The 18,378-nt window shown below is 39.7% G+C and carries 14 protein-coding genes; 6 read left to right on the top strand and 8 right to left on the bottom strand.

The features are described 5' to 3' along the window. Positions 1-62: 62 nt before the first annotated feature. The 3 genes from ACYRY3_RS31060 to ACYRY3_RS31070 all read right to left on the bottom strand — a co-directional run bounded on the left by ACYRY3_RS31060 (position 63) and on the right by ACYRY3_RS31070 (position 4,043). Positions 63-1,178: a substrate-binding domain-containing protein gene (locus tag ACYRY3_RS31060; protein WP_460205519.1), complete on the bottom strand. Its 1,116-nt coding sequence runs from the start codon at positions 1,176-1,178 to the stop codon at positions 63-65. Positions 1,179-1,196: 18 nt separating this feature from the next. Beyond that, on the bottom strand, positions 1,197-1,925 hold the full coding sequence (locus tag ACYRY3_RS31065) for a hypothetical protein (RefSeq protein WP_460205520.1): 729 nt from the start codon (positions 1,923-1,925) through the stop codon (positions 1,197-1,199). A gap of 423 nt (positions 1,926-2,348) precedes the next feature. Further along, the gene (locus tag ACYRY3_RS31070) at positions 2,349-4,043 is read right to left on the bottom strand and encodes an extracellular solute-binding protein (protein ID WP_460205521.1); all 1,695 of its coding nucleotides are present in this window, start codon (positions 4,041-4,043) and stop codon (positions 2,349-2,351) included. A gap of 473 nt (positions 4,044-4,516) precedes the next feature. On the opposite strand from ACYRY3_RS31070, the gene modA (ACYRY3_RS31075) reads away from it, so the two are divergent. From modA (ACYRY3_RS31075) to ACYRY3_RS31090, 4 genes are all read left to right on the top strand, one after another. Further along, a complete protein-coding gene (gene modA, locus ACYRY3_RS31075; protein ID WP_460205522.1) occupies positions 4,517-5,323 on the top strand; it encodes a molybdate ABC transporter substrate-binding protein in 807 nt (268 codons plus the stop codon). 43 nt (positions 5,324-5,366) lie between these two features. After that, positions 5,367-6,164 carry a molybdate ABC transporter substrate-binding protein gene (gene modA / locus ACYRY3_RS31080; RefSeq protein ID WP_460205523.1) on the top strand — a complete coding sequence of 266 codons (798 nt, stop codon included), beginning with the start codon at positions 5,367-5,369 and terminating at the stop codon, positions 6,162-6,164. Between the two features lie 75 nt (positions 6,165-6,239). Then, positions 6,240-7,976, top strand: coding sequence for a sensor histidine kinase (locus tag ACYRY3_RS31085; protein ID WP_460205524.1), 1,737 nt, complete (start codon positions 6,240-6,242; stop codon positions 7,974-7,976). A 1,043-nt stretch (positions 7,977-9,019) separates the two neighbouring features. After that, on the top strand, positions 9,020-9,796 hold the full coding sequence (locus tag ACYRY3_RS31090) for a hypothetical protein (protein ID WP_460205525.1): 777 nt from the start codon (positions 9,020-9,022) through the stop codon (positions 9,794-9,796). A 233-nt stretch (positions 9,797-10,029) separates the two neighbouring features. On the opposite strand, the gene ACYRY3_RS31095 is transcribed toward ACYRY3_RS31090, so the two are convergent. From ACYRY3_RS31095 to ACYRY3_RS31105, 3 genes are read right to left on the bottom strand one after another with little or no spacing between them, the layout of a single operon-like run. Further along, positions 10,030-12,210, bottom strand: coding sequence for a substrate-binding domain-containing protein (locus tag ACYRY3_RS31095; protein WP_460205526.1), 2,181 nt, complete (start codon positions 12,208-12,210; stop codon positions 10,030-10,032). A 24-nt stretch (positions 12,211-12,234) separates the two neighbouring features. Continuing rightward, the gene (locus ACYRY3_RS31100; protein ID WP_460205527.1) at positions 12,235-13,161 is read right to left on the bottom strand and encodes a DUF1822 family protein; all 927 of its coding nucleotides are present in this window, start codon (positions 13,159-13,161) and stop codon (positions 12,235-12,237) included. Further along, the gene (locus ACYRY3_RS31105) at positions 13,158-13,958 is read right to left on the bottom strand and encodes a hypothetical protein (RefSeq protein WP_460205528.1); all 801 of its coding nucleotides are present in this window, start codon (positions 13,956-13,958) and stop codon (positions 13,158-13,160) included. The genes ACYRY3_RS31100 and ACYRY3_RS31105 overlap by 4 nt, the downstream gene beginning before the upstream one ends. A 787-nt stretch (positions 13,959-14,745) precedes the next feature. On the opposite strand from ACYRY3_RS31105, the gene ACYRY3_RS31110 reads away from it, so the two are divergent. Both ACYRY3_RS31110 and rnc read left to right on the top strand, forming a co-directional pair. Continuing rightward, a complete protein-coding gene (locus ACYRY3_RS31110; RefSeq protein ID WP_460205529.1) occupies positions 14,746-15,642 on the top strand; it encodes an NYN domain-containing protein in 897 nt (298 codons plus the stop codon). 356 nt (positions 15,643-15,998) lie between these two features. Further along, positions 15,999-16,670 (top strand): ribonuclease III, encoded by a 672-nt coding sequence (gene rnc, locus ACYRY3_RS31115; RefSeq protein ID WP_460205530.1) that lies wholly within the window; start codon positions 15,999-16,001, stop codon positions 16,668-16,670. A 58-nt stretch (positions 16,671-16,728) separates the two neighbouring features. On the opposite strand, the gene ACYRY3_RS31120 is transcribed toward rnc, so the two are convergent. Both ACYRY3_RS31120 and ACYRY3_RS31125 read right to left on the bottom strand, forming a co-directional pair. Continuing rightward, a complete protein-coding gene (locus tag ACYRY3_RS31120) occupies positions 16,729-17,865 on the bottom strand; it encodes an HlyD family secretion protein (protein WP_460205531.1) in 1,137 nt (378 codons plus the stop codon). Between the two features lie 154 nt (positions 17,866-18,019). Further along, entirely contained in the window at positions 18,020-18,361 is a 342-nt protein-coding gene (locus tag ACYRY3_RS31125; RefSeq protein ID WP_460205532.1) for a BON domain-containing protein, read from the bottom strand. Between the last annotated feature and the right edge of the window lie 17 nt (positions 18,362-18,378).

Consider the following 18,378-nt stretch of genomic DNA (forward strand, 5'->3'; position numbering starts at 1 on the left):
CATACCAAAATGACTGTTTCTTAACTATGGTAGACAGCAAAAAGATGCCTGGTAAGGCTAGCTCAGTTTGCCCGCTGCCAAACACGTTGAATTTCCGCTTGAACCTGGGCTTTAGGAACTGGGACTGCTTTTACCGATGGATTCACTTCCACTCCGGGTATATTCTGATTCCAAGGGCTGCCCGCAACTTGTTGGAGATTAATTCCGCGAGTTGCAGGACGGAAACCGTACTCTATAAATACCTTTTGTTGTTCGGTTTCTTTGATGAAAGAAATGAAACTTTTAGCAGCATTGGCAGTTGCTGAATCTACTTCTTGACGAAGAACTGCTGCAGTTGCAACGGTTTCAATGGTGGGGTCAAGGTAGTATATTTGATAGGGTTTGCCTGCACTTTTACCAGATTCTTGCCATCGGGATAAAGCAATACTTTCATATACCGTTGCCACATCGGCATCATTGGGTCCGCGAGTAATAAACTCTTGTAAGAGAATATCTGTAGAACGGGGCGGTTGATAGACTGAACGCTTGATTGTCCCAAATAGAGAAGTCACCGTAGGATTGCTGAAATTAGCACTATTAGGGTTATCACCACCAAGTTTTGAAAGCGACCACAAACCAAGAGTGGCTTGACCGCTATTGGAACGGGCTGGGTCGGTCATGACAAAATCAAAGCTACCCCAATCCTTCTGACCGCCGATTGCTTGCCAGTTAGAAGCTTGCATAGCTTGTTCTACCCGTTGCCAAGAAAAGCGACCGTTAGGGAAAAGAATCTTTCCTCGTTCTGACCAAGCAATACCGACGAGGAGAGTTTTAGCAACTGGCTGTGGTGATTCTAAAAAGGGATCGCTGTTATTTTGTGCTGTATAGCGTTGGCGTAATTCATCTAGAAATTCAGAGGAAGCTGGAATCAAGACTGTTGGCTTTTGCTCATTTTTTCCATCGATATAGTTGTTGACAATATCTTGAGAGCCTTGAAATTTGAGTTCTATTTTAATATTAGGATTTTTTTGCTGAAACCGGGTGGCTAACTTTTGTAATGGGGCTTGCAATTCCGTACCACTAATAATCACAACTGTTTGTTGTAATCCCGGTATTGGTGCATAAGCTAAACCGAGTGATGCGAGAGTTATTGCCAGAGAAGTCATTACTTGTTTGGAACGAAATGTAAATTGAGCCATAGATATAAATTTTTTCAATTAGTTTTTTACTAAAATTTCGCTATTTTCTAAACAACTATTGAATTCCGCACTTAAAAAACGCAATTCATTGACTTCTTCAAAGTTACTGAGATTAGAAGCACGCAACTTATTTTGTAATTGTTGCAACACCCCAGCCGTCTCTTGAATTAACGTGTATAGATTGACAATTTGCGCTTGTCGAGTGTCTTGCCCTGCTTTTGCTAGCTGGATATTCCGTTCTAAACTCTCAGCTAATTTCTTTAAGTTTTGGCGTGCAATTCCGGAACTAGAGTGCATTTTAGTTTGCACTTCTTGTAATTGCTTTTGTAGTTCTACCGGAGATAGTAAAGAATGGTTGCCTTGGATACGTTCTGCTAATTGGTTAATTTGTGTAGGTAAATGAATTGCGCGATCGCAAGCTTCTTCAACAACGACTAATAATTCTAATTTCAAACTATCATCCGTCAAAAGATGCCGTGCTTCTTGACGTAAATCTCCCGATTTTTCTGCCAAATTTTTAGCAGTAGAATGCAGGGTTTTTAATTCCTTTTGTAACTCTTGTTGTGCGATTTTTTCTTCGTCTGGCTCTCGCGATTTTAAGAAAGCTGCTCCTGCTGTTGCTACTAAAGCAGCAGTAGGTAATATAACAACATTAGGTAATTTAGCAAAACGGACACCAACAACAAGAACGACTCCACCAACTAATACACTTAATGGGTAGAAAAAAGGATTTGCTAATTTGATCATTACATTTCCCTCATGGTATTAATAATCTTTGAGTACATATAGCAGTTTTATTGGAGTTTTAAAAAATAGAACCGCCAAGACGAGCCATTGCTCGAATAGGGTTCCCCGGCTTATTCGCGTAGCGTCTCCCCAAGGAGAAGCACCTGGCGTTGTCGAGAGTGCTAAGAAAAGAGAGAAAGGAAAATTTTACAAATGATTTAGAATTGCCATATAAATCCAAAGAAATGGAATTAATTCTTTGATACAAGTAAATAACAATACCGTTTCTACATGAAGATACATAGAAAGAACCCCACCGCCTGCGGCACCTCCCCTTATTAAGGGGAGGTTCGGAGGGGTAAAAATAATGTCCAGCTTCATTGAGAACTGCTAAAATAACAAATGAATAAGGACAAATGACAAATGACAGTTCCAAAAATTTCATTAAAACTCCACCTGTAAATCTGACATCAACGTAGAAATTGTTGCTGGATCTCCCTTACGATAGTAACCCCCATTAACCTGAGCGATTTTTTCCAATGCTTCTGAATTAAATTCTCCTTCTTTGCCATAACCAACAGTAAAAAAGGCAATTCTTTGGTCGCTGTTAAAGTTACTTTTTCCCAGTTCTTGCTGTAGTTTATCTAGGTTAATTGAAGACTCAGAATCTTCGCCATCTGTCAAGATGACAACTGCATTAATCGCATCTTTACGAAGATTGTTTCTTAACCAATTGCGTGCATAGAGGGCAGAATCATAAAGTTTAGTCCCACCGTCTACCTGCAAGCTACTAATGAATTGCATTCCTCGTTCTTTGCCTTGAGGAGTCCCGTCTACAACGATGGGAGTCCGAATTGCAGAATCAAAATCAATGAGGGCAATTTTTTCTTTTGGACCGAGACTTTCAATGTATTGTCGCAGGGTATTTTGCACAGCTGGTAACTTATTACCTTGCATAGAACCGGAAGAGTCCACCACTACGACAACCTGTGAGGGTTTTTTGGCAAATTCTTGCCAAGATTTGAGCATACTAGCAACCACTTCTGGTTGTGGGGGACGCAAGGAATCATATATAACATTTGGGTCAACGCCATACTCAGGAGTAAATTTTGCTCCCAACTCCACTCCTGGAACCCCCGGTCTTAAACCCAGTTCTGTTGCAATTTTCTGTGCTGGGAGAGATTGCAAATAAGCAATAACTTTTTCCGCAGCTGCTTTTTCATCTGCACTCACCCAAGGTGCATTGGGTATGATAGCCCGCATATTAGAGGTAAAGGTTGCTTTTGGATAAATAGCTTTATAACGGGTTTGACCTGGTTGTAGACTTGAGTTTGCTTTAATAACCGATGATTCGTAAACAGAAGCGACGGAAGCCCAAAAAGAACCATTTTTGACCATATCAGACGCTAAAGCATCTGTAGAAACACCGTAGCGAGTCACTTTGGCTTGAATATTTTGGATTTGGGTTTGGAATTTCCGGACATCTGTCGGTGTCAGTTGTTCGGGGCGCTTCCCAGAGACAGACACAAACTGCGAGACAAGTGTTTGCAAGCCTGAATTTGAGCGAGTGGGCGCAGATTGAACAAAGTAAATGGGTAGTATGGGGCTACTTGCATCAAGTTCTTTGTGAGTTTTTGCCTTGACTAATACTTTGTATACATCCTCTTGCTTTTGCAACCCAGTAGCCACATCCGCAGGAACCATAAACACCATTGGGCTATTTGCCAGTAACGGCGCATCAGTAATTTGAGGAATGTAGTTTTGTCCGGGGAATATTTGATTGTACTGGTAGATTAATTGAGAGTGGTAAATTTCTCCATCTAAAGAAACTAAAGTAGGAAACTTTGGTGAGTCAGCTTGCAAGCTTCCAGATTGAAGTTGCTTGGCTTGATTAACTAGGGTTGTGACGACATCACCACTTCCCATTGCCTGACAACTTAAGTAGAAAGCTTTACCATCATTCAGTTTGGGTTTTGTTTGATTGAATTGTTCGGCTGCTTGATTGCAAAATTGTTGTAAAGCGCTACCGACTAAAAACTTGACTTCAAAACCTTCTCTCGGGGGAGAAGTTACTCCAGATGTGCAACCTCCAAGAAGTAAGATACCTGTAATCGCACTGGTATAAAATTTCCTCTTCATAACCTAACTTTATAACTTGGTTGTTGTGGAAGGGATGGTTATATAGTTCCCTGAAAAAGGTTTTAAATAGCCGTTTTCAGCGTAAATTTGTTGATTTATTGATAACCCCTGATAAATCTAGCTTTTGAGTTGTGTGAGTCTAAAAATTGCATACAGGGCTTAGCTAGTGGTTTATCTACTACTTAATCAGGCTTGTTGTCAGAATTTATGAAAATTCGCTGATTTGTTTTTGTGAAAAAGCGATATATCGAGTCTCTACATCAACTACATAGATACCCCTAAAGTGAGTGGAGTGGCTTCCTCAATTTCACCTAGGGAGTTTTACCCAATTTCAGTAATCTTTCTATTGTTATGGCAAACAAACAGTTAGTACCTTGTATATAGATGAACATCTTAGTCACCGCTGGCAATAAAAAAACTAACCGCCCATTAATTATCTGGAAGTTTGCTGCAACTAACTCAAGCAGATCGTAATGAAAAATTTTTCACTCCTTATCTTAATTAGCTCGGCTATTTTGTCTTTAGTTTCTGTAAGCTGTACTCCAATAGCAAAAGAGTCAAAACCTGTAAAGTTAACGATATATGCTGGCATGACTTTGAGATATGCCCTTATAGATATTCATAAAATTTATAATTTAGAAAAGCCGAATGTTACTATTACTTATAAATTTGCACCTTCTGGAATCCTTAAAAAGGCAATTGAACGGGGAGATAGGGTTGATATTTTCATGCCTGTTAACCTTCAAGATATGGAAGATTTACAATCCAAAGAATTTTTGCTGACAGAAACTCGTCAGAATCTGCTTAAAAATAGAATGGTATTGATTGCACCAAAGAATACCAAAGGTATATCTAACTTTAAAGACTTGACGAGGGAGCAAGTTAAAAAAGTTGCTTTAGGTAACGTTAAGAATACGGCATCTGGTAAATACGCTTGGGAAATTTTAACAGATTTGGGAGTTTTAGAACGGATAAAATCAAAGCTTATTTTTACATCAAATAGTTATGAAGTAGTAAGTTTTGTAGAAAATGGAAAGACAGATGCAGGTATTAGCTATGCAACCGATGCTATTTTATCGAATCGAATAAAGATTGTGGAACTTGCTCCAGAAGAGTCTCATAAGCCAATTGTCTATCCCGTTGCTGTACTTAAATCTAGCTCAAATATTCCTGAAGCTAAAGAATTTATCCAATTTCTTCGAGGCGCTCGCGCTGAAGCTGTGTTCCTGAAGTACCGATTTACTATTAATTCTAATACTTCCAAAGTAACAATGAATTGAAATTTACAGGTAATAATGTATTCAAAAATTATATGACATAATTATGAAACCCAATCTTGCCGTCTCCTTACTAAGTGCGATCGCTATCCTGTCTCTGGCTTTGTTTGGTTGTGGGAAACAAGAGATCGTAAAAATTGGCTTAACTGTATCAGCAGGTCAAAGTTTAAAACCAGCGATGATGGAAATCCAAGAACTTTACAGTCAGCAAAAGCCATTTGTCACCATTACCTATAACTTTGGCAGTGGTGGTTCTTTGAAGAAGGCAATAGAACAGGGAAAAAACGTTGATATTTTCTTGACCGGAGGAGCAGATTTTTTGAATGACTTGCAATCCCAAAATTTTCTACTTACAAATACTTATAAAAAGTTATTAACTAACAAAATCGTGTTAATTACACAAAAGAAAACCAGAGGCATATCTAACTTTAATAACTTGTCTGGAAAACAAGTCAAGACAGTCGCTTTAAGTGATTTTAAGACTGGCGCATCTGGCAGGTATGCTAGAGAAGTTTTAACCTCTTTGAAGATTTTAGACAAAGTAAAACCCAAATTAGTTTTTACTAAAACTAGTACTGAAGTGCCAAGTTTATTAGAAGAGGGAAAGGTAGATGCAGGGATTGTGTATGCAACAGATGCTATCGGAGAAAATCAGATTAAGATTGTGGCGATCGCGCCTGAAAACTCTCACTCTCCAATTAACTACAATGTAGCGGTGCTTAAAACTAGCCCACATATTCCTGAAGCTCAAGAGTTTATCCAATTTCTTCAAAGCGAGCAAGCCAGTGCTGTGTTCGTTAAATATGGATTTGCGATCGCAGACAATGACCGGGGTAGAAAGTAACTTACATCTTATTACTATTGTTTTATTTATTCATCATATTTTATGTCTATTAGGCAAGAGTTTGCTTTGATATCCGTGTTTAATAATCAAACCCTAACTTTACCTGAATTAGGTTTAAAACGTCTGTTTAGTCGATTGGGTATTCGGCAAAAGATTGCCTATGGATATGCCCTTGCTATTGGAATTGCTGTCCTAGGTGCCACTACTGGAAAAATCTTAGAGAATCATTATCAAGAAAAAGCTAAAAAACAACTAACTGAGTCTCAGGAAATTACATTACTCCTGAATAATTTACAAGCCTCTACATTACAAGCTCACACACAAACACCAAAACTAATTTATTTTATTACAGAACCAATTCGGTTGGAACTTGAATATTCTCGATTTTTGGAGTATATTGGAGTAATTAATCGCTTACTCTATCAAACAAAAAATTACTTAGACACTTCTGATATATCAAATCAAAATTCTTTGAATAATCAGCAAAAATTTCAAAATATAAAAATTTCAATTCAAACTTATATTAATTATATTAAAGAATACTCCCAAAGACTAGAGACATTAAAAACAAATTCTGAATCATTTGCTTTGAAACCAATAACAGTTGATTCAAAATCTTTATTAAGGATAAATAATCAAGGCAACAAAATTGATTTAGAAATAAATAAAATTTCACAAGAAATGTCTTTGCTTATTGCCGAAATCCAAAACAAAGAAGCAAAAAAAGCACTTCAAGCCTTAGATAAAGCCAAAGAAATGGGAACTCTTATCCTGGTTGTTAGCTTAATGTTAGCCGTGGGTTTCTCAGCCATATTAGCAATATACACAAGTTGGCTCATTGCCTCTCCTATTGAAGCAACCACCAAAATTGCTCAGCAAGTTACAAAAGAGTCAAATTTTACTCTCTTTGCACCTGTAACAACGGAGGATGAAGTTGGACAACTCACCTCCTCTCTGAATCAACTAATTCAAAGAGTTGCTGAATATACTACAGAATTAAACCTTGCTCAAAGCCAGTTAATTCAAACAGAAAAAATGTCTAGTCTTGGGCAGATGGTAGCTGGTATTGCTCATGAAATCAATAACCCAATCAACTTTATCTATGGCAACATTGAGCATACTAAGAACTATGTTCAAGATTTGTTAGAATTAATACGCCTTTATCAACAAAAGTATCCTCAAGCTGAGACGGAAATTGAAGAACGAATTGAGGAAATAGAACTGGAATTTATCAATTCTGATTTGCCCAAAACACTAGGTTCTATGAAAATGGGTGCTGACCGCATCCGCCAACTGGTATTATCTTTGAGAAACTTTTCCCGTCTTGACGAAGCAGAGGTAAAATATGTCGATTTACATGAAGGAATTGACAATACACTATTAATTCTCAATAATCGCCTCAAAGACAAAATTTTAGTTATCAAGAAATATGATAATTTGCCCTTAGTAGAATGCTACCCCGCACAGCTAAATCAAGTATTTATGAATCTCCTTAGTAATGCAATTGATGCTCTACTTAGTACTTGCGAACAATTGAATAAACAAATTGTAATTCAAACAAAAACAGTTTCTCCCAATTTGATTGAAGTAGGAATTCGAGATAATGGTATAGGGATTCCATTGATGATTCAAAACAAAATATTCGATCCTTTTTTTACCACAAAACCAGTAGGTTCTGGCACTGGTTTGGGACTTTCTATTTGTTATCAGATTATTGAAAAGCATCATGGCAAGATTTCTGTTAGTTCTCAGCCCAATCAAGGAACAGAATTTGTAGTCTTACTTCCAGCAAAACAGATGGAATCTTCTTGATAAGATTTTGAGTATCAATAGCTTCATTAATTATTTTTTTAATAGTATTGAAATTTTCAACGCTTGTCTTCCCCAAACTTTGAATGTTAACAATAGAAAGGCGATATTTCAATGCACACAAATTAAGTTATATCTGAATGTTTAATAACCTTAAAATAGTAAATATAGCAGGTTTCAATGTCAAATTTTCTTTTTTAAACAAAGTTAATAAATATATTTTGCCATAAGCAGATGGTGATAGTTGGTGACTCACTTCAACAGCTTAAAGAATAGTGCGATCGCTCAAACTTTATTATTTTTTCAGTAGTTCTCCTGCCTCATATTTTGTACCATCGTCTTATTGCAAAAATCAAAGCCCAAAAAGCTTATTGTTTCGTATGGTTGGCACTACCCACCAGCCCTCCCACAAAGAAGGTGCAAGATGTCAGCTGTGACTATCATAAAAACTAAAAAGTTAAGAATAAGTTGTAGAATTAGTTTCTTGAATTATCTGAGATTATGAAGAGGATGAACCCAGGCGCATTTAAAGATTAATTTTGTTTTTCTAACTCTTCCATCGACAAAAGAATCGGCGCTCGTTTCTTACTTGCGCTCGTTGGAAGGATTTTAGGAATTTTCGTGAAGATATTGGGAGTGGCTAGAAACGTGGGATGACATTAGTTTTATTAAATAAAAGCCAACCTTACTCCAAAGACAATTGCAAATGGCTAACCAAATCCGAGTTTTACTAAAAATGTGAAGCGCCGACACAATCACAAGGTAAAACGTTTGTGTAGATAAATTTGTGGAGCACGTTAGATTAAATCACTCAAGGGGTAGAGCGGAGCTATCTGCAGAAAATCTGCAGATAAAGTCTATTTTACAGGTTATCTCCATCCTTAAGTAAAGGCAGAGCAATTGGGCTTATCGCGGCGGAACCCACCCATCAAAACTTAATACCGCTATAAAGAGCGTTTTTTATTATATGGTACAATAGTACCATATAATTCGGGTTATTAATCCGGATCTGTTAGACCAAGCCAGAGTGGTAAAATCAGGAATTAATGCGGCATCAGGACTTGACGTACTTTAGCGACGAATTTAGTAACAAGTTGACCATTGACATTGATGGTCCATATTTTCCATTAGAAAAATTTCAAAAAGCTATAGAAAATTTTCAAACAATATTATCCGAGCTAGACAGGAAGATCTCTAGGACGGGCAATCCGGGTATTGAATGGTCTATTTCATCCATCACGAGCGGAAGCATTCATTTGACGGCAGAAGCTAACTTGATAAATGATGACGTTGAGCGCAATCGACCTTCTCAGGTTATTTCTACGTTTGTGAGGGGTTTAGAAATTCTTCAAGAAAGACCCGAACGTCCCGTGTTATTTACTAACAAAGCTTTATTGAGCGCTAGGGCGTTTAGTGAAATGCTAGATCCCGATAATTTTGCTGAAATCGAATTTAGGACTGCTCGCAAGCGAATTCAAATCACAACTAGCATCTCCTCTCATGTCGATGAGATTATTCAGGACTTTCACGCTGCCTATGGTTCCATTGAGGGACAGTTAGTTTCCATCAGTCTAGCCAACAAGCAATCTTTAGGGATTCGCGATTTCCTAGATAATAAGATTGTTAAATGCTACTTCCCAGACAGTCTTTTTGAAACAGCAAGAAACGCTTTGGGCAAAAGAGTATACGTTTTTGGTATCATTCGGCAACGAACACATGGATCGAAGGTCAACATCAAAGTTTCAGAACTGAAGGTATTGCCGGACTCCAGCGAGATACCTAGCTTGATGGACATTTTCCGAAACATGAGGGGTGAAAGTTGACCAAGGAACGTTAGCGTAGCTTGCCGACAGGGATACGGTTGTTCGCCCTCCAACGTGCATTGCACCCAACCGAGAACCGCTATAAGTCATTAGACATCGTTCAATCAGTTATTTTTTGGGTTTCGGGCAACTGTCATTTGGCAAATATTTCAATATACAATTGTTATTTTAAGTTGGGTTTCGTTCCTCAACCCAACCTACGATTATTTTGTTATAGGGATTGTATTTCGGAATCAGCGCATGGGAATAAATTCAGCTTGCTCGATTAGCTTTTGACCTTCATGAGTTAATAATAAATTTGCGTATGTTTCTCCTGCTTGTTCATCTACTTGACCGTTTTGTTTAATAATGACAAATAGACGTCGGGTAAGAGGATATTCGCTGTTTTGTAAGACTTCGATGTTAAGTTTATTTTGTTTTCTCTGGCACTTATCTCCTAATTGAGAACTGGCTTGTTCTGGAGAAATAAAAGCGCTTCCTCTATGACGGCTTATTGGTAAAGTTTTTACAGTACATTGTTTGATAATTTCAGAAGCTGAAGCATAATAAATACCTCCTTCTTCTGGAAAATCACCAATTTTCTTTAGGGCTTGAGTGGTAGTTGGAATAAAGACAATATTGTTTCCAAAGACTTGGTTTTCTAGCAAGTTTTCTTTAAAAAATTCAGTTGTACCACTATTTATGGGGCGAGAGTAGGGTGTTATTTTTAAATTTGGTCCGCCTATCTGGCTCCAGTTAGTTATCTTACTTGTATAAATCCCTTTTAGCTGTTCTACAGTTAAACCTTCTATTTTTAAACTGGGGTGAACTGCGATCGCAATGGCGTCAATTGCCACAGGAACCTGTTTGAGTTTTACACCCCTAGCGGCTGCCAGTTCATATTCTTTATCCAGAATCGGTCTGGAAGACTGAGAAAAGGAAATTTGACCATCTAATAACATCTTGATACCAGTTCCCGAGCCGGGTGGTGAAGTAGGATGTTGAGTATAAGTCAAGTTGAATTCTGGCAATTCCTGTTCAATTTTCTTATCTACCAAACCACGAATCGGTGCCCAAGTTGTACTTCCGCCATATAGCCAAGTTCCAGTTGCAGGGGTGATGGATTTGATGGTGGTTTGTTCGCGCTGCTGTGCTGATTCGGATCGCTGGTTGATGAAGATGGTAGCAGGTATGGCGAAGGTACAACCAAGACACAATCCCAAGGTACCGGCGAATAAAGTTGCCTTGTGACTTTTGAATTTTGGATTTGCCTGATAAGATTTGCCAGAAGTTAGCTGTTGCTGTGAAATTTTGGGTGTAGGCAAATTCCCGCTTAGCCCTTGCCAAGTCAGCGGTTCCACATTAGAAGCAATGCAAATTGTGGGTAACCAAACTGCGCCAGGGTAACGCGATTTGAAGTGTTCCAAACGTTTGCGAGCTTTTAATACCGAAGCAAATAAAGATTTGTTGCGAGTAAACTCTTGGAAAAAGTTTTTTAAAAACTCTACAGCTACGGGATCGGGTACGGGTTCCCGCATCACAACGCTTTGTGGCAAGTGTAACTCAGCAAGTTGGTTGGCTAAACCCAAACCATCGCAGGAGTTGAAAATTGCCAGTTGCAATCCTTTTGCGATCGCTTCTTTTAATGCTTCCTTAAATTCATCAATACTTAAACTTTCACTGTCATTAACTTCTATCCAACCAATTTGCCCATCTTTTTGACTTCCACTATGCCCGGTAAAAATGAAGATGTGATAGCCCTGTTCGTCCCAAAGGGCTTCACACAAATTTCTCAGATTTGGCTGCATCAAACACACCACTTCTGCACCAAGTTCCTCCAAGCGACGAACCACTTCTATATCATCCTTGGTATTAATACCGTCACTTCTTCCTACAGCCACCAAGATTCTGACTTTAGGACTGTTAGGATGGCTAATGATGTGTTTGCGATCTGTTGTTTTGGGTGTACTTAGGGCAATTTCTGCTTGGGGATAGTGCTGTTCAAATAAATCCCACTCTTGCCAAGGCAAACGGCGCAAGTTAATATCTTTAGCATCAAGAATAACCCGGATTTCTTCACCGGAAGAATGCAATTGTTGGGCGATCGCAATCAAGCCATCCCGAATCGGCTGCCATTTGCTATCTCCAGAATTCAACCACTCATTCAGGTTGGTTTTCAGTGCTTTGGCGTGTTCCAAGTTAGAATGAACCGTGACACTTTTTGGTGTTAAACGCAAACCTGGTGCGGGAGCGATGTAAGAACGTACATCTTCAATTTGACGGTACGCTAATTGCCATTGCATGAAAGATGTTTCTAATTCTGGTGGGAGTGGCAAAAGAAAACCCTCAGTTTCATACTCCCGATTTGTCGCCGTAAGAATAACGAGAAATCCTTCTTCCGATGTTCGCCTAATTTTTAGCTTAACAATCCCCATACAGTGTATCCTGTGGTTTTATCCTCAGACAACAAACTTTTCAGTTAAACTCGTCCCTTCTAATACCACTTTGACACTAAATACTTCATTTGGTTGGCAACTAAATTCTAGTTCCATCCAACTGTCAGTTTTTCCAGCTTGTGCTTCCATGCAAGCAGTGCCTGCTTCATCAAATAGAATAAGAAGCAAATTTTCTGGTAAGGAAATTCCATTGTTACCTGCATAAAGCCGCAAGCGAATGTTAACTGATTCTGTTAATGCCGGCATGACTTGGATAACAAGTATTAATGGCTGACCAGCTAAATGAATCTCCTTTGCCCGACTAACAGAGTCTGTTACGTTAGCAATATTTCTAAAATTACCTGCTAGCACCAATCCTGTTGGTTGCCAGTCTTGGCTAAAGATTCCCTCAAGCCATTGACGGAGGTTGACCAAAAGCTGTTCCGACTTAGGGTCTCGTTTGTTAACTTGTTTGTAGTGAATAGTTTCGATGAGATGATCTAGCGGTTGCAGTTGTGTCAGTGGGAATTTTTGGAGGGGTACATATGATGTGACAGCGCGAGCAAATCCCAATATATGTACCGAGTCTAACTGTCTATTAAACTGAACTGCCACATAACCAATTCTGTCTTGATTTGCCTCTAAAGGGAGTTCAAAGGAAACTTCACCAGGCAGCACCGGACGGCACTCCAATTTACCAATATTTGGTACAACCAAATCAGCCACATCAAAAAGTGCTCGTAACCCTGGTTGCCAACTGTCACCGCAGGTTAAGTTTGTTTCAACCATCAGCCATTTGAGATAACTGTGAACAGCGCATACAGCTAAGGTATTGAGGTATACTTGTTTACCTTTTTGGGGTGTAGCTTGTTCGGCTGCAAATATTTCTGCCCAACGATGAGCATCTTTACCGAGAGGAACACTAATAGGTTGGGGTTGTGTGCTAGTCATGGTTCGTATCCGCAATTTCGTCCAAGATCTTCTAGTAGAGGAAGGCACTTGTGCTTCCAATGTGAATAAAGGGTTTGGTTATTGATGTCAAGCTCTCTGGCAATGTCAGCAATCTTTTCGGGAGGTTCTTGCAAAAGTAAGCGCTGTGCCAATAGCTGACAATGGCAATTTGGATGTTTTCGCGGATGACACGCACTTAGATTTCCCTGAGTATCTTGTATAATTGCTTGCTTTACTCGTTGACCCAGACGTTGGCGTTCTCCTTCTTGTAGTTGAAGAATTTTAATATCTAATAAATCTAAAGAAAGGTTTGTCAACTTGGAATCTGGTAGGAGATCGAGCAGCGTGATTTCGTCTCCATCGCTATTCCGTATTGGTCTATCTAAACTTGTAACATTTTGATTGTCCTTCCCATACAAATCTACAATTCGCCACTTCAGATAACCATTGACCCAAATTACCAGGCTTTGTTGCAGCGAAGGGTGACGCGGTTGAAAATCACAAATACTGCGGCAGACCCATTGCCAAGTATCATTTAATGCTTGAGGATAGTCTTGGTGGGTAGACTTATAGATACCAGGTAGTTGCTGTAGTTGTACCAGTAGCCGATTCAGAGCTTTTTGCCGTTCCACAGTTAAGTCTGCATGACGGCGAACCTCATTAATGAGATTTTGCAGTTGTTCATCCACAGCAATTTTTCCCCTCAACTGCCGTGCTTGTTGTGCGTATAATTCCGCAATACAAGCACTTGAACAGCTTGAGTTTAACTGATTTTCAAGAGATCTGGTGGTTATCATTCAAATCAAACGTATTAATTCAACTCTGTTGGAGACGTTACGTGTAACGTCTTTGCGTTCTGTATTGCGGTCATATATATATTTTGATACTCCTTGACTCCCGGAATATTACTTAACAACGTAGACGTAGGGTGGGCACTGCCTACCAACAGCCTTATTTTCAAGAGATGTGGTGGCGAACGTTGAAATTGAACACAGGATTCAACTCTGGTCAAGACCTTACACGTAACGTCTTTACATTATGTATTGCAGCTATATGTATTCTTGGTACAAATGCACTAAACATGGTTTAGCAGCGATATTCCTCCTTTACAGGGTTTCTATAGTTTTATCTACCCTCATCAAACTTTTTATGAAACGAAATCCGTTGATATGAAAAATAAGTTTAATGACCCTATTGACAAAAAATATAACTTGCCATAGGGTAAAAAATACAGCTAAATAAGCATCACCACTAAAACGCAAGATGTTGGTTTTGTTTGGTCTCAGCTGTATCCCCCCCACTATCCTGCCTAATGTCTGGTTATCCCGTTGGCTGTGCATTTAGTCTAACTTGTAACAAATCGACGGCTGAAATATCCACAGGATAAAACAACGTTAGGTATTGGGCTGAATGTTCAGCCAGCAGGATAATCTGGCACTAGGCAGGATAGTAGGGGAGATGTATCTGAGACCCGAATCAAATGAGTTTATAGGTGTTTTTTATGGAGAACACTCATAAGTGAAAGTTCTCTGACTTGATGCTTTTTGCTGCATATTTGTCAACTTTTTAAAACGAAAAACAATTATGCTGAAAAGCAATAAGAAACGCATTTCGATATATTGGGATTCTCAGAACGTATCTTTCACTCAAGAGCTAGAGAAAGATGTCAGAGTCTATGCTAAATCCAAAGGGCATATAATTGCCACAAAAGTCTACTACAATTCGTTAGGTAAAGAGCAAGTCGCCGATCGCAATAAGCCACAAATTTCTGGCATTCAATTTGTTGATGTACCTTGCCCTTTAAAAAATAGTGCAGATAATCAACTCATAGCTGACGTAGTGGCAGATATGAGTAGGAACCCGTCACCAGATATAGTTATCCTTATATCTGGTGATGGAGACTTTGCTGCTCCAATTTCCTCGTTGAAAAAATTAGGTGTAGAGTGCATAGTCCTAGCTCAACGAGGTAATGTAAAACAGAGACTCAAAGAGGTTGCTCACGAATTTCGCTATACAGATAAGTTACTTCAGTTATCTGAGGAGAACAATCAGCCTCAAAAGAATTCTCTTGAATCTGGAATTACTTCTGACTTTTCACGTCATGTGGAAAAGCTAAAAAGCGCACCTAACCCCCCAGCCCCCTTCCTTTGTAGGGAAGGGAGAGAAATCAAAGCCTCTCTCCTTGTAGGGGAGAGGTTGGAGAGGGGTTTTCCAGATACCGTGAAAAGTCAGGTAATTACTTACGATGAAGCTATAAGCTATTTAATTCAAGCTATCACAACTGTAGCAGGTCAAGGTAAGCAAACAAAGTTAAGTAGAGTAGACCAGGTAATGCGCCAGCTATTTCCAAGTTATCAAGGAGTCTCGTGTATTCGCAAAGCAGATGGAGGAAAGTTTTCTAGATTTAGTAATTTTATTCAAGCAGTTGAGCAGGATGGAACAATTAGGATGGACGAGCAATATCTACTTTTTCTAGAGTAGAATAAATTTGTTGAAAATTATCTATTTTTCTAAGAAATTAGTAAATTATGGAAGCCCAGTTGATGAAAGAACTGGGTTTTACCTTTGATATTATTAACTATAATTTTTGATGCAAAGACTCAATTTTCTACTCGCTTTCCCCTCTAAAATTACCAATTTTTGTGGGTGGGGCTATGCTGCATAACAGCGGGACGGTGGGCACTGCCCACCCTACTCCCTTCTCAGTGTAAAATTACCGCTCTTTTTTCTTTTTCTTCGTGCCCTTAGCGTCTTTGCGGTTCATTTAAATCGGTAATCTTATAGCGAGGAAGGAGTAATAATAAGCAAATCGTTTCCAACAATCAAACACAGAACCAATGCACAAACTTTTGACATTCCGAAATGAAAAACTCTTGCGACGTGCCCTCACTCACCGTTCCTATGTTCATGAAAACCCAGATGCAGGGGAACACAATGAACGCCTGGAATTTCTCGGTGATGCTTTGTTGACTTTTTTAAGTGGTGAATATCTCTTTCGCCGTTATCCAGATAAAGAGGAAGATGAATTAACTCGGCGTCGTTCTGCACTTGTCGATGAAAAGCAATTGGCAAAGTTTGCTGAAGAGGTTGGCATAGACTTAAGGATGCGGTTGGGCAAAGGTGCAATTCTAGAGGGAGGTTTCCAAAATCCCAATTTGCTAAGCAGCACCTTTGAAGCTGTTATCGCCGCTTACTATCTAGATAATGATTCGGACGTAGAAGCGGTTCGTGCCATTATAGAACCACTCTTTGATTCCGTGCCTGGAAAAATTGTTGAATCTCGCTCTAGTGTGGATTCAAAAAACAAGTTTCAAGAATGGGTACAGCGTAACGTTACTCAAACACCGCCCAAGTATGTCACAACTCAAGTAGGTGGTTCTTCTCACGCCCCTGAATTCATTGCTCAAGTACTGGTGAACGATCGCGTGTACGGAGAAGGTAGGGGGCGCAGCAAAAAGGAAGCGGAAAAGGCTGCTGCTGAGGATGCCCTGGCTCGAGTAAAAAAATGAACCTTAATTTATAGCCTGCGCTGGCAGGCTTTATTTGGGTAGGTGCGATTTCCAGTTGTTAAGGCTTCTTGACATTGACCGTTACATTTGCTGACATTCCTGGAGACAATCGGGATTCATAACCCCGAATACTTTCAGGCTCGAAGATAATCTTCACGGGAATGCGTTGCTCATCTGAATTTTTATTGGAATTTCCCGTCGTATTCTCTTGTTGCAGGGGAGTAAATTTACCAAAAGAAGTGGGGGACATACTATCTACTGTGCCTCGGAATTTTCGACTGGGGAAGGCAGCGATTTTAATGTCCACCTTTTGACCGGGCTGTATTTTTTCTAACTGTGTTTCTCTAAAGTTAGCTACAATCCAAGGATTGGGCTGGACGACTGTGATGAGGGTTTGACCGGGTTGCACTCGCTGTCCTACTTGGACATTTTTGTTACCTAATTTTCCACGAATCATGGCAGTAATGTTGGTGTAGGATAGCTCAAGCTGTGCTTTTTTCACCTCTGCTTCTTTTTGCGCGATCGCAGCTAGTGCTGTTTTGTACTCTTGCTGATTTATCTCGTTTTGTGGGTTGGCAATTGCTATCGGCGGTACTTTCTGTTTAAGCTCGGGTTGTTTTGCTCGACCGCCCTTTTTGGTCGAATTAGCACCTTGTGTTGCCTTAGCATTCTTTGCCGTAGGTTTTGCGGTAACTGCGTCAGGTATGGAAAGACTGATATTGGCAACTTTCGTATTTTCCCTTGCCAATTCTGCTTGTTGCTTGGCTAATTCTAGGGATGCTTTTGCTTGAGATAGAGAGACTTCGTAGTCACGGGGATCGAGCTTTACCAGTACGCTTCCTGGAGATACCATTTGGTTATCATTTACCATAACTTCTGTGACTGTACCCGATATGCGGGAAGTCACAGGTTGAATATTTGCAGTCACAAAAGCATTGTCAGTTTCCTGATATGCTTGAGCGTATTGCCACGAACGATAACCATAAACTCCAGCCGCGATCGCTCCTGTCCCTAACAACACTCCGACTGCTACTTTAGGGAGCAAGTGACCCGGAGAACGGGAAACAGCTTTTTTGTTATGAATTTTTGTATCTGTGGAAGTGGTGGCGATCGCATCTTGCTGTGAAACTAAAGCTGTTTGTTCGTTTAGTTCTGCAACTTGCTGGGTCTGTTGTGAAGAATTTAGGCTTTCCATTAGCGACCTTCGTCTGGGCAACGATTACGTTGTTTTTAGAACATTTGTATAAATAGCAATAAGTATCAATCGCCCAAAAATTTGATTTTGAGCGATTGCTACCCGCCTTCAGGACGCGCCCAGCACTGTACTTGTTCCAAAGGTTGACGTGAATTTACCCAACACTGACTTGCTCGGTGGCGACATCGGTTGCACCCGAAACTCCACTTGCAACAGAAACCATTGTGTCAAGGATGTCTTGATTGGAAACGGTTCCTTTTAATACAACGGTGCTACCTGTTTGAGCAACCCAAAGACTTTCTACATCGCTTAATTCAGGGTTTTGGTCAAAAGCAAGTGCGACTCGTTTTGCCAGTCCACTGTCGTCATACTCGCCATTGAGTCCCACTCTCTCAGGAGGGATTTCTCCGCCATCGGGTGCAGATTCTACTGGTACAGGGTTTGTATGTGCATCCGTTGGCTTTTCCAGTCCGAACAATCTTTGTAACCAACCCATATGAATAACCCAACAAC

The sequence above is a fragment of the Scytonema sp. NUACC21 genome, assembly GCF_054684315.1.

Bases quoted from the DNA above. Each gene is read 5' to 3' on its own strand.
- ACYRY3_RS31060 (WP_460205519.1), bottom strand. From the start codon at position 1,178: ATGGCTCAATTTACATTTCGTTCCAAACAAGTAATGACTTCTCTGGCA.
- ACYRY3_RS31065 (WP_460205520.1), bottom strand. From the start codon at position 1,925: ATGATCAAATTAGCAAATCCTTTTTTCTACCCATTAAGTGTATTAGTT.
- ACYRY3_RS31070 (WP_460205521.1), bottom strand. From the start codon at position 4,043: ATGAAGAGGAAATTTTATACCAGTGCGATTACAGGTATCTTACTTCTT.
- modA (WP_460205522.1), top strand. From the start codon at position 4,517: ATGAAAAATTTTTCACTCCTTATCTTAATTAGCTCGGCTATTTTGTCT.
- modA (WP_460205523.1), top strand. From the start codon at position 5,367: ATGAAACCCAATCTTGCCGTCTCCTTACTAAGTGCGATCGCTATCCTG.
- ACYRY3_RS31090 (WP_460205525.1), top strand. From the start codon at position 9,020: ATGCGGCATCAGGACTTGACGTACTTTAGCGACGAATTTAGTAACAAG.
- ACYRY3_RS31095 (WP_460205526.1), bottom strand. From the start codon at position 12,210: ATGGGGATTGTTAAGCTAAAAATTAGGCGAACATCGGAAGAAGGATTT.
- ACYRY3_RS31100 (WP_460205527.1), bottom strand. From the start codon at position 13,161: ATGACTAGCACACAACCCCAACCTATTAGTGTTCCTCTCGGTAAAGAT.
- ACYRY3_RS31105 (WP_460205528.1), bottom strand. From the start codon at position 13,958: ATGATAACCACCAGATCTCTTGAAAATCAGTTAAACTCAAGCTGTTCA.
- ACYRY3_RS31110 (WP_460205529.1), top strand. From the start codon at position 14,746: ATGCTGAAAAGCAATAAGAAACGCATTTCGATATATTGGGATTCTCAG.
- rnc (WP_460205530.1), top strand. From the start codon at position 15,999: ATGCACAAACTTTTGACATTCCGAAATGAAAAACTCTTGCGACGTGCC.
- ACYRY3_RS31120 (WP_460205531.1), bottom strand. From the start codon at position 17,865: ATGGAAAGCCTAAATTCTTCACAACAGACCCAGCAAGTTGCAGAACTA.
- ACYRY3_RS31125 (WP_460205532.1), bottom strand. From the start codon at position 18,361: ATGGGTTGGTTACAAAGATTGTTCGGACTGGAAAAGCCAACGGATGCA.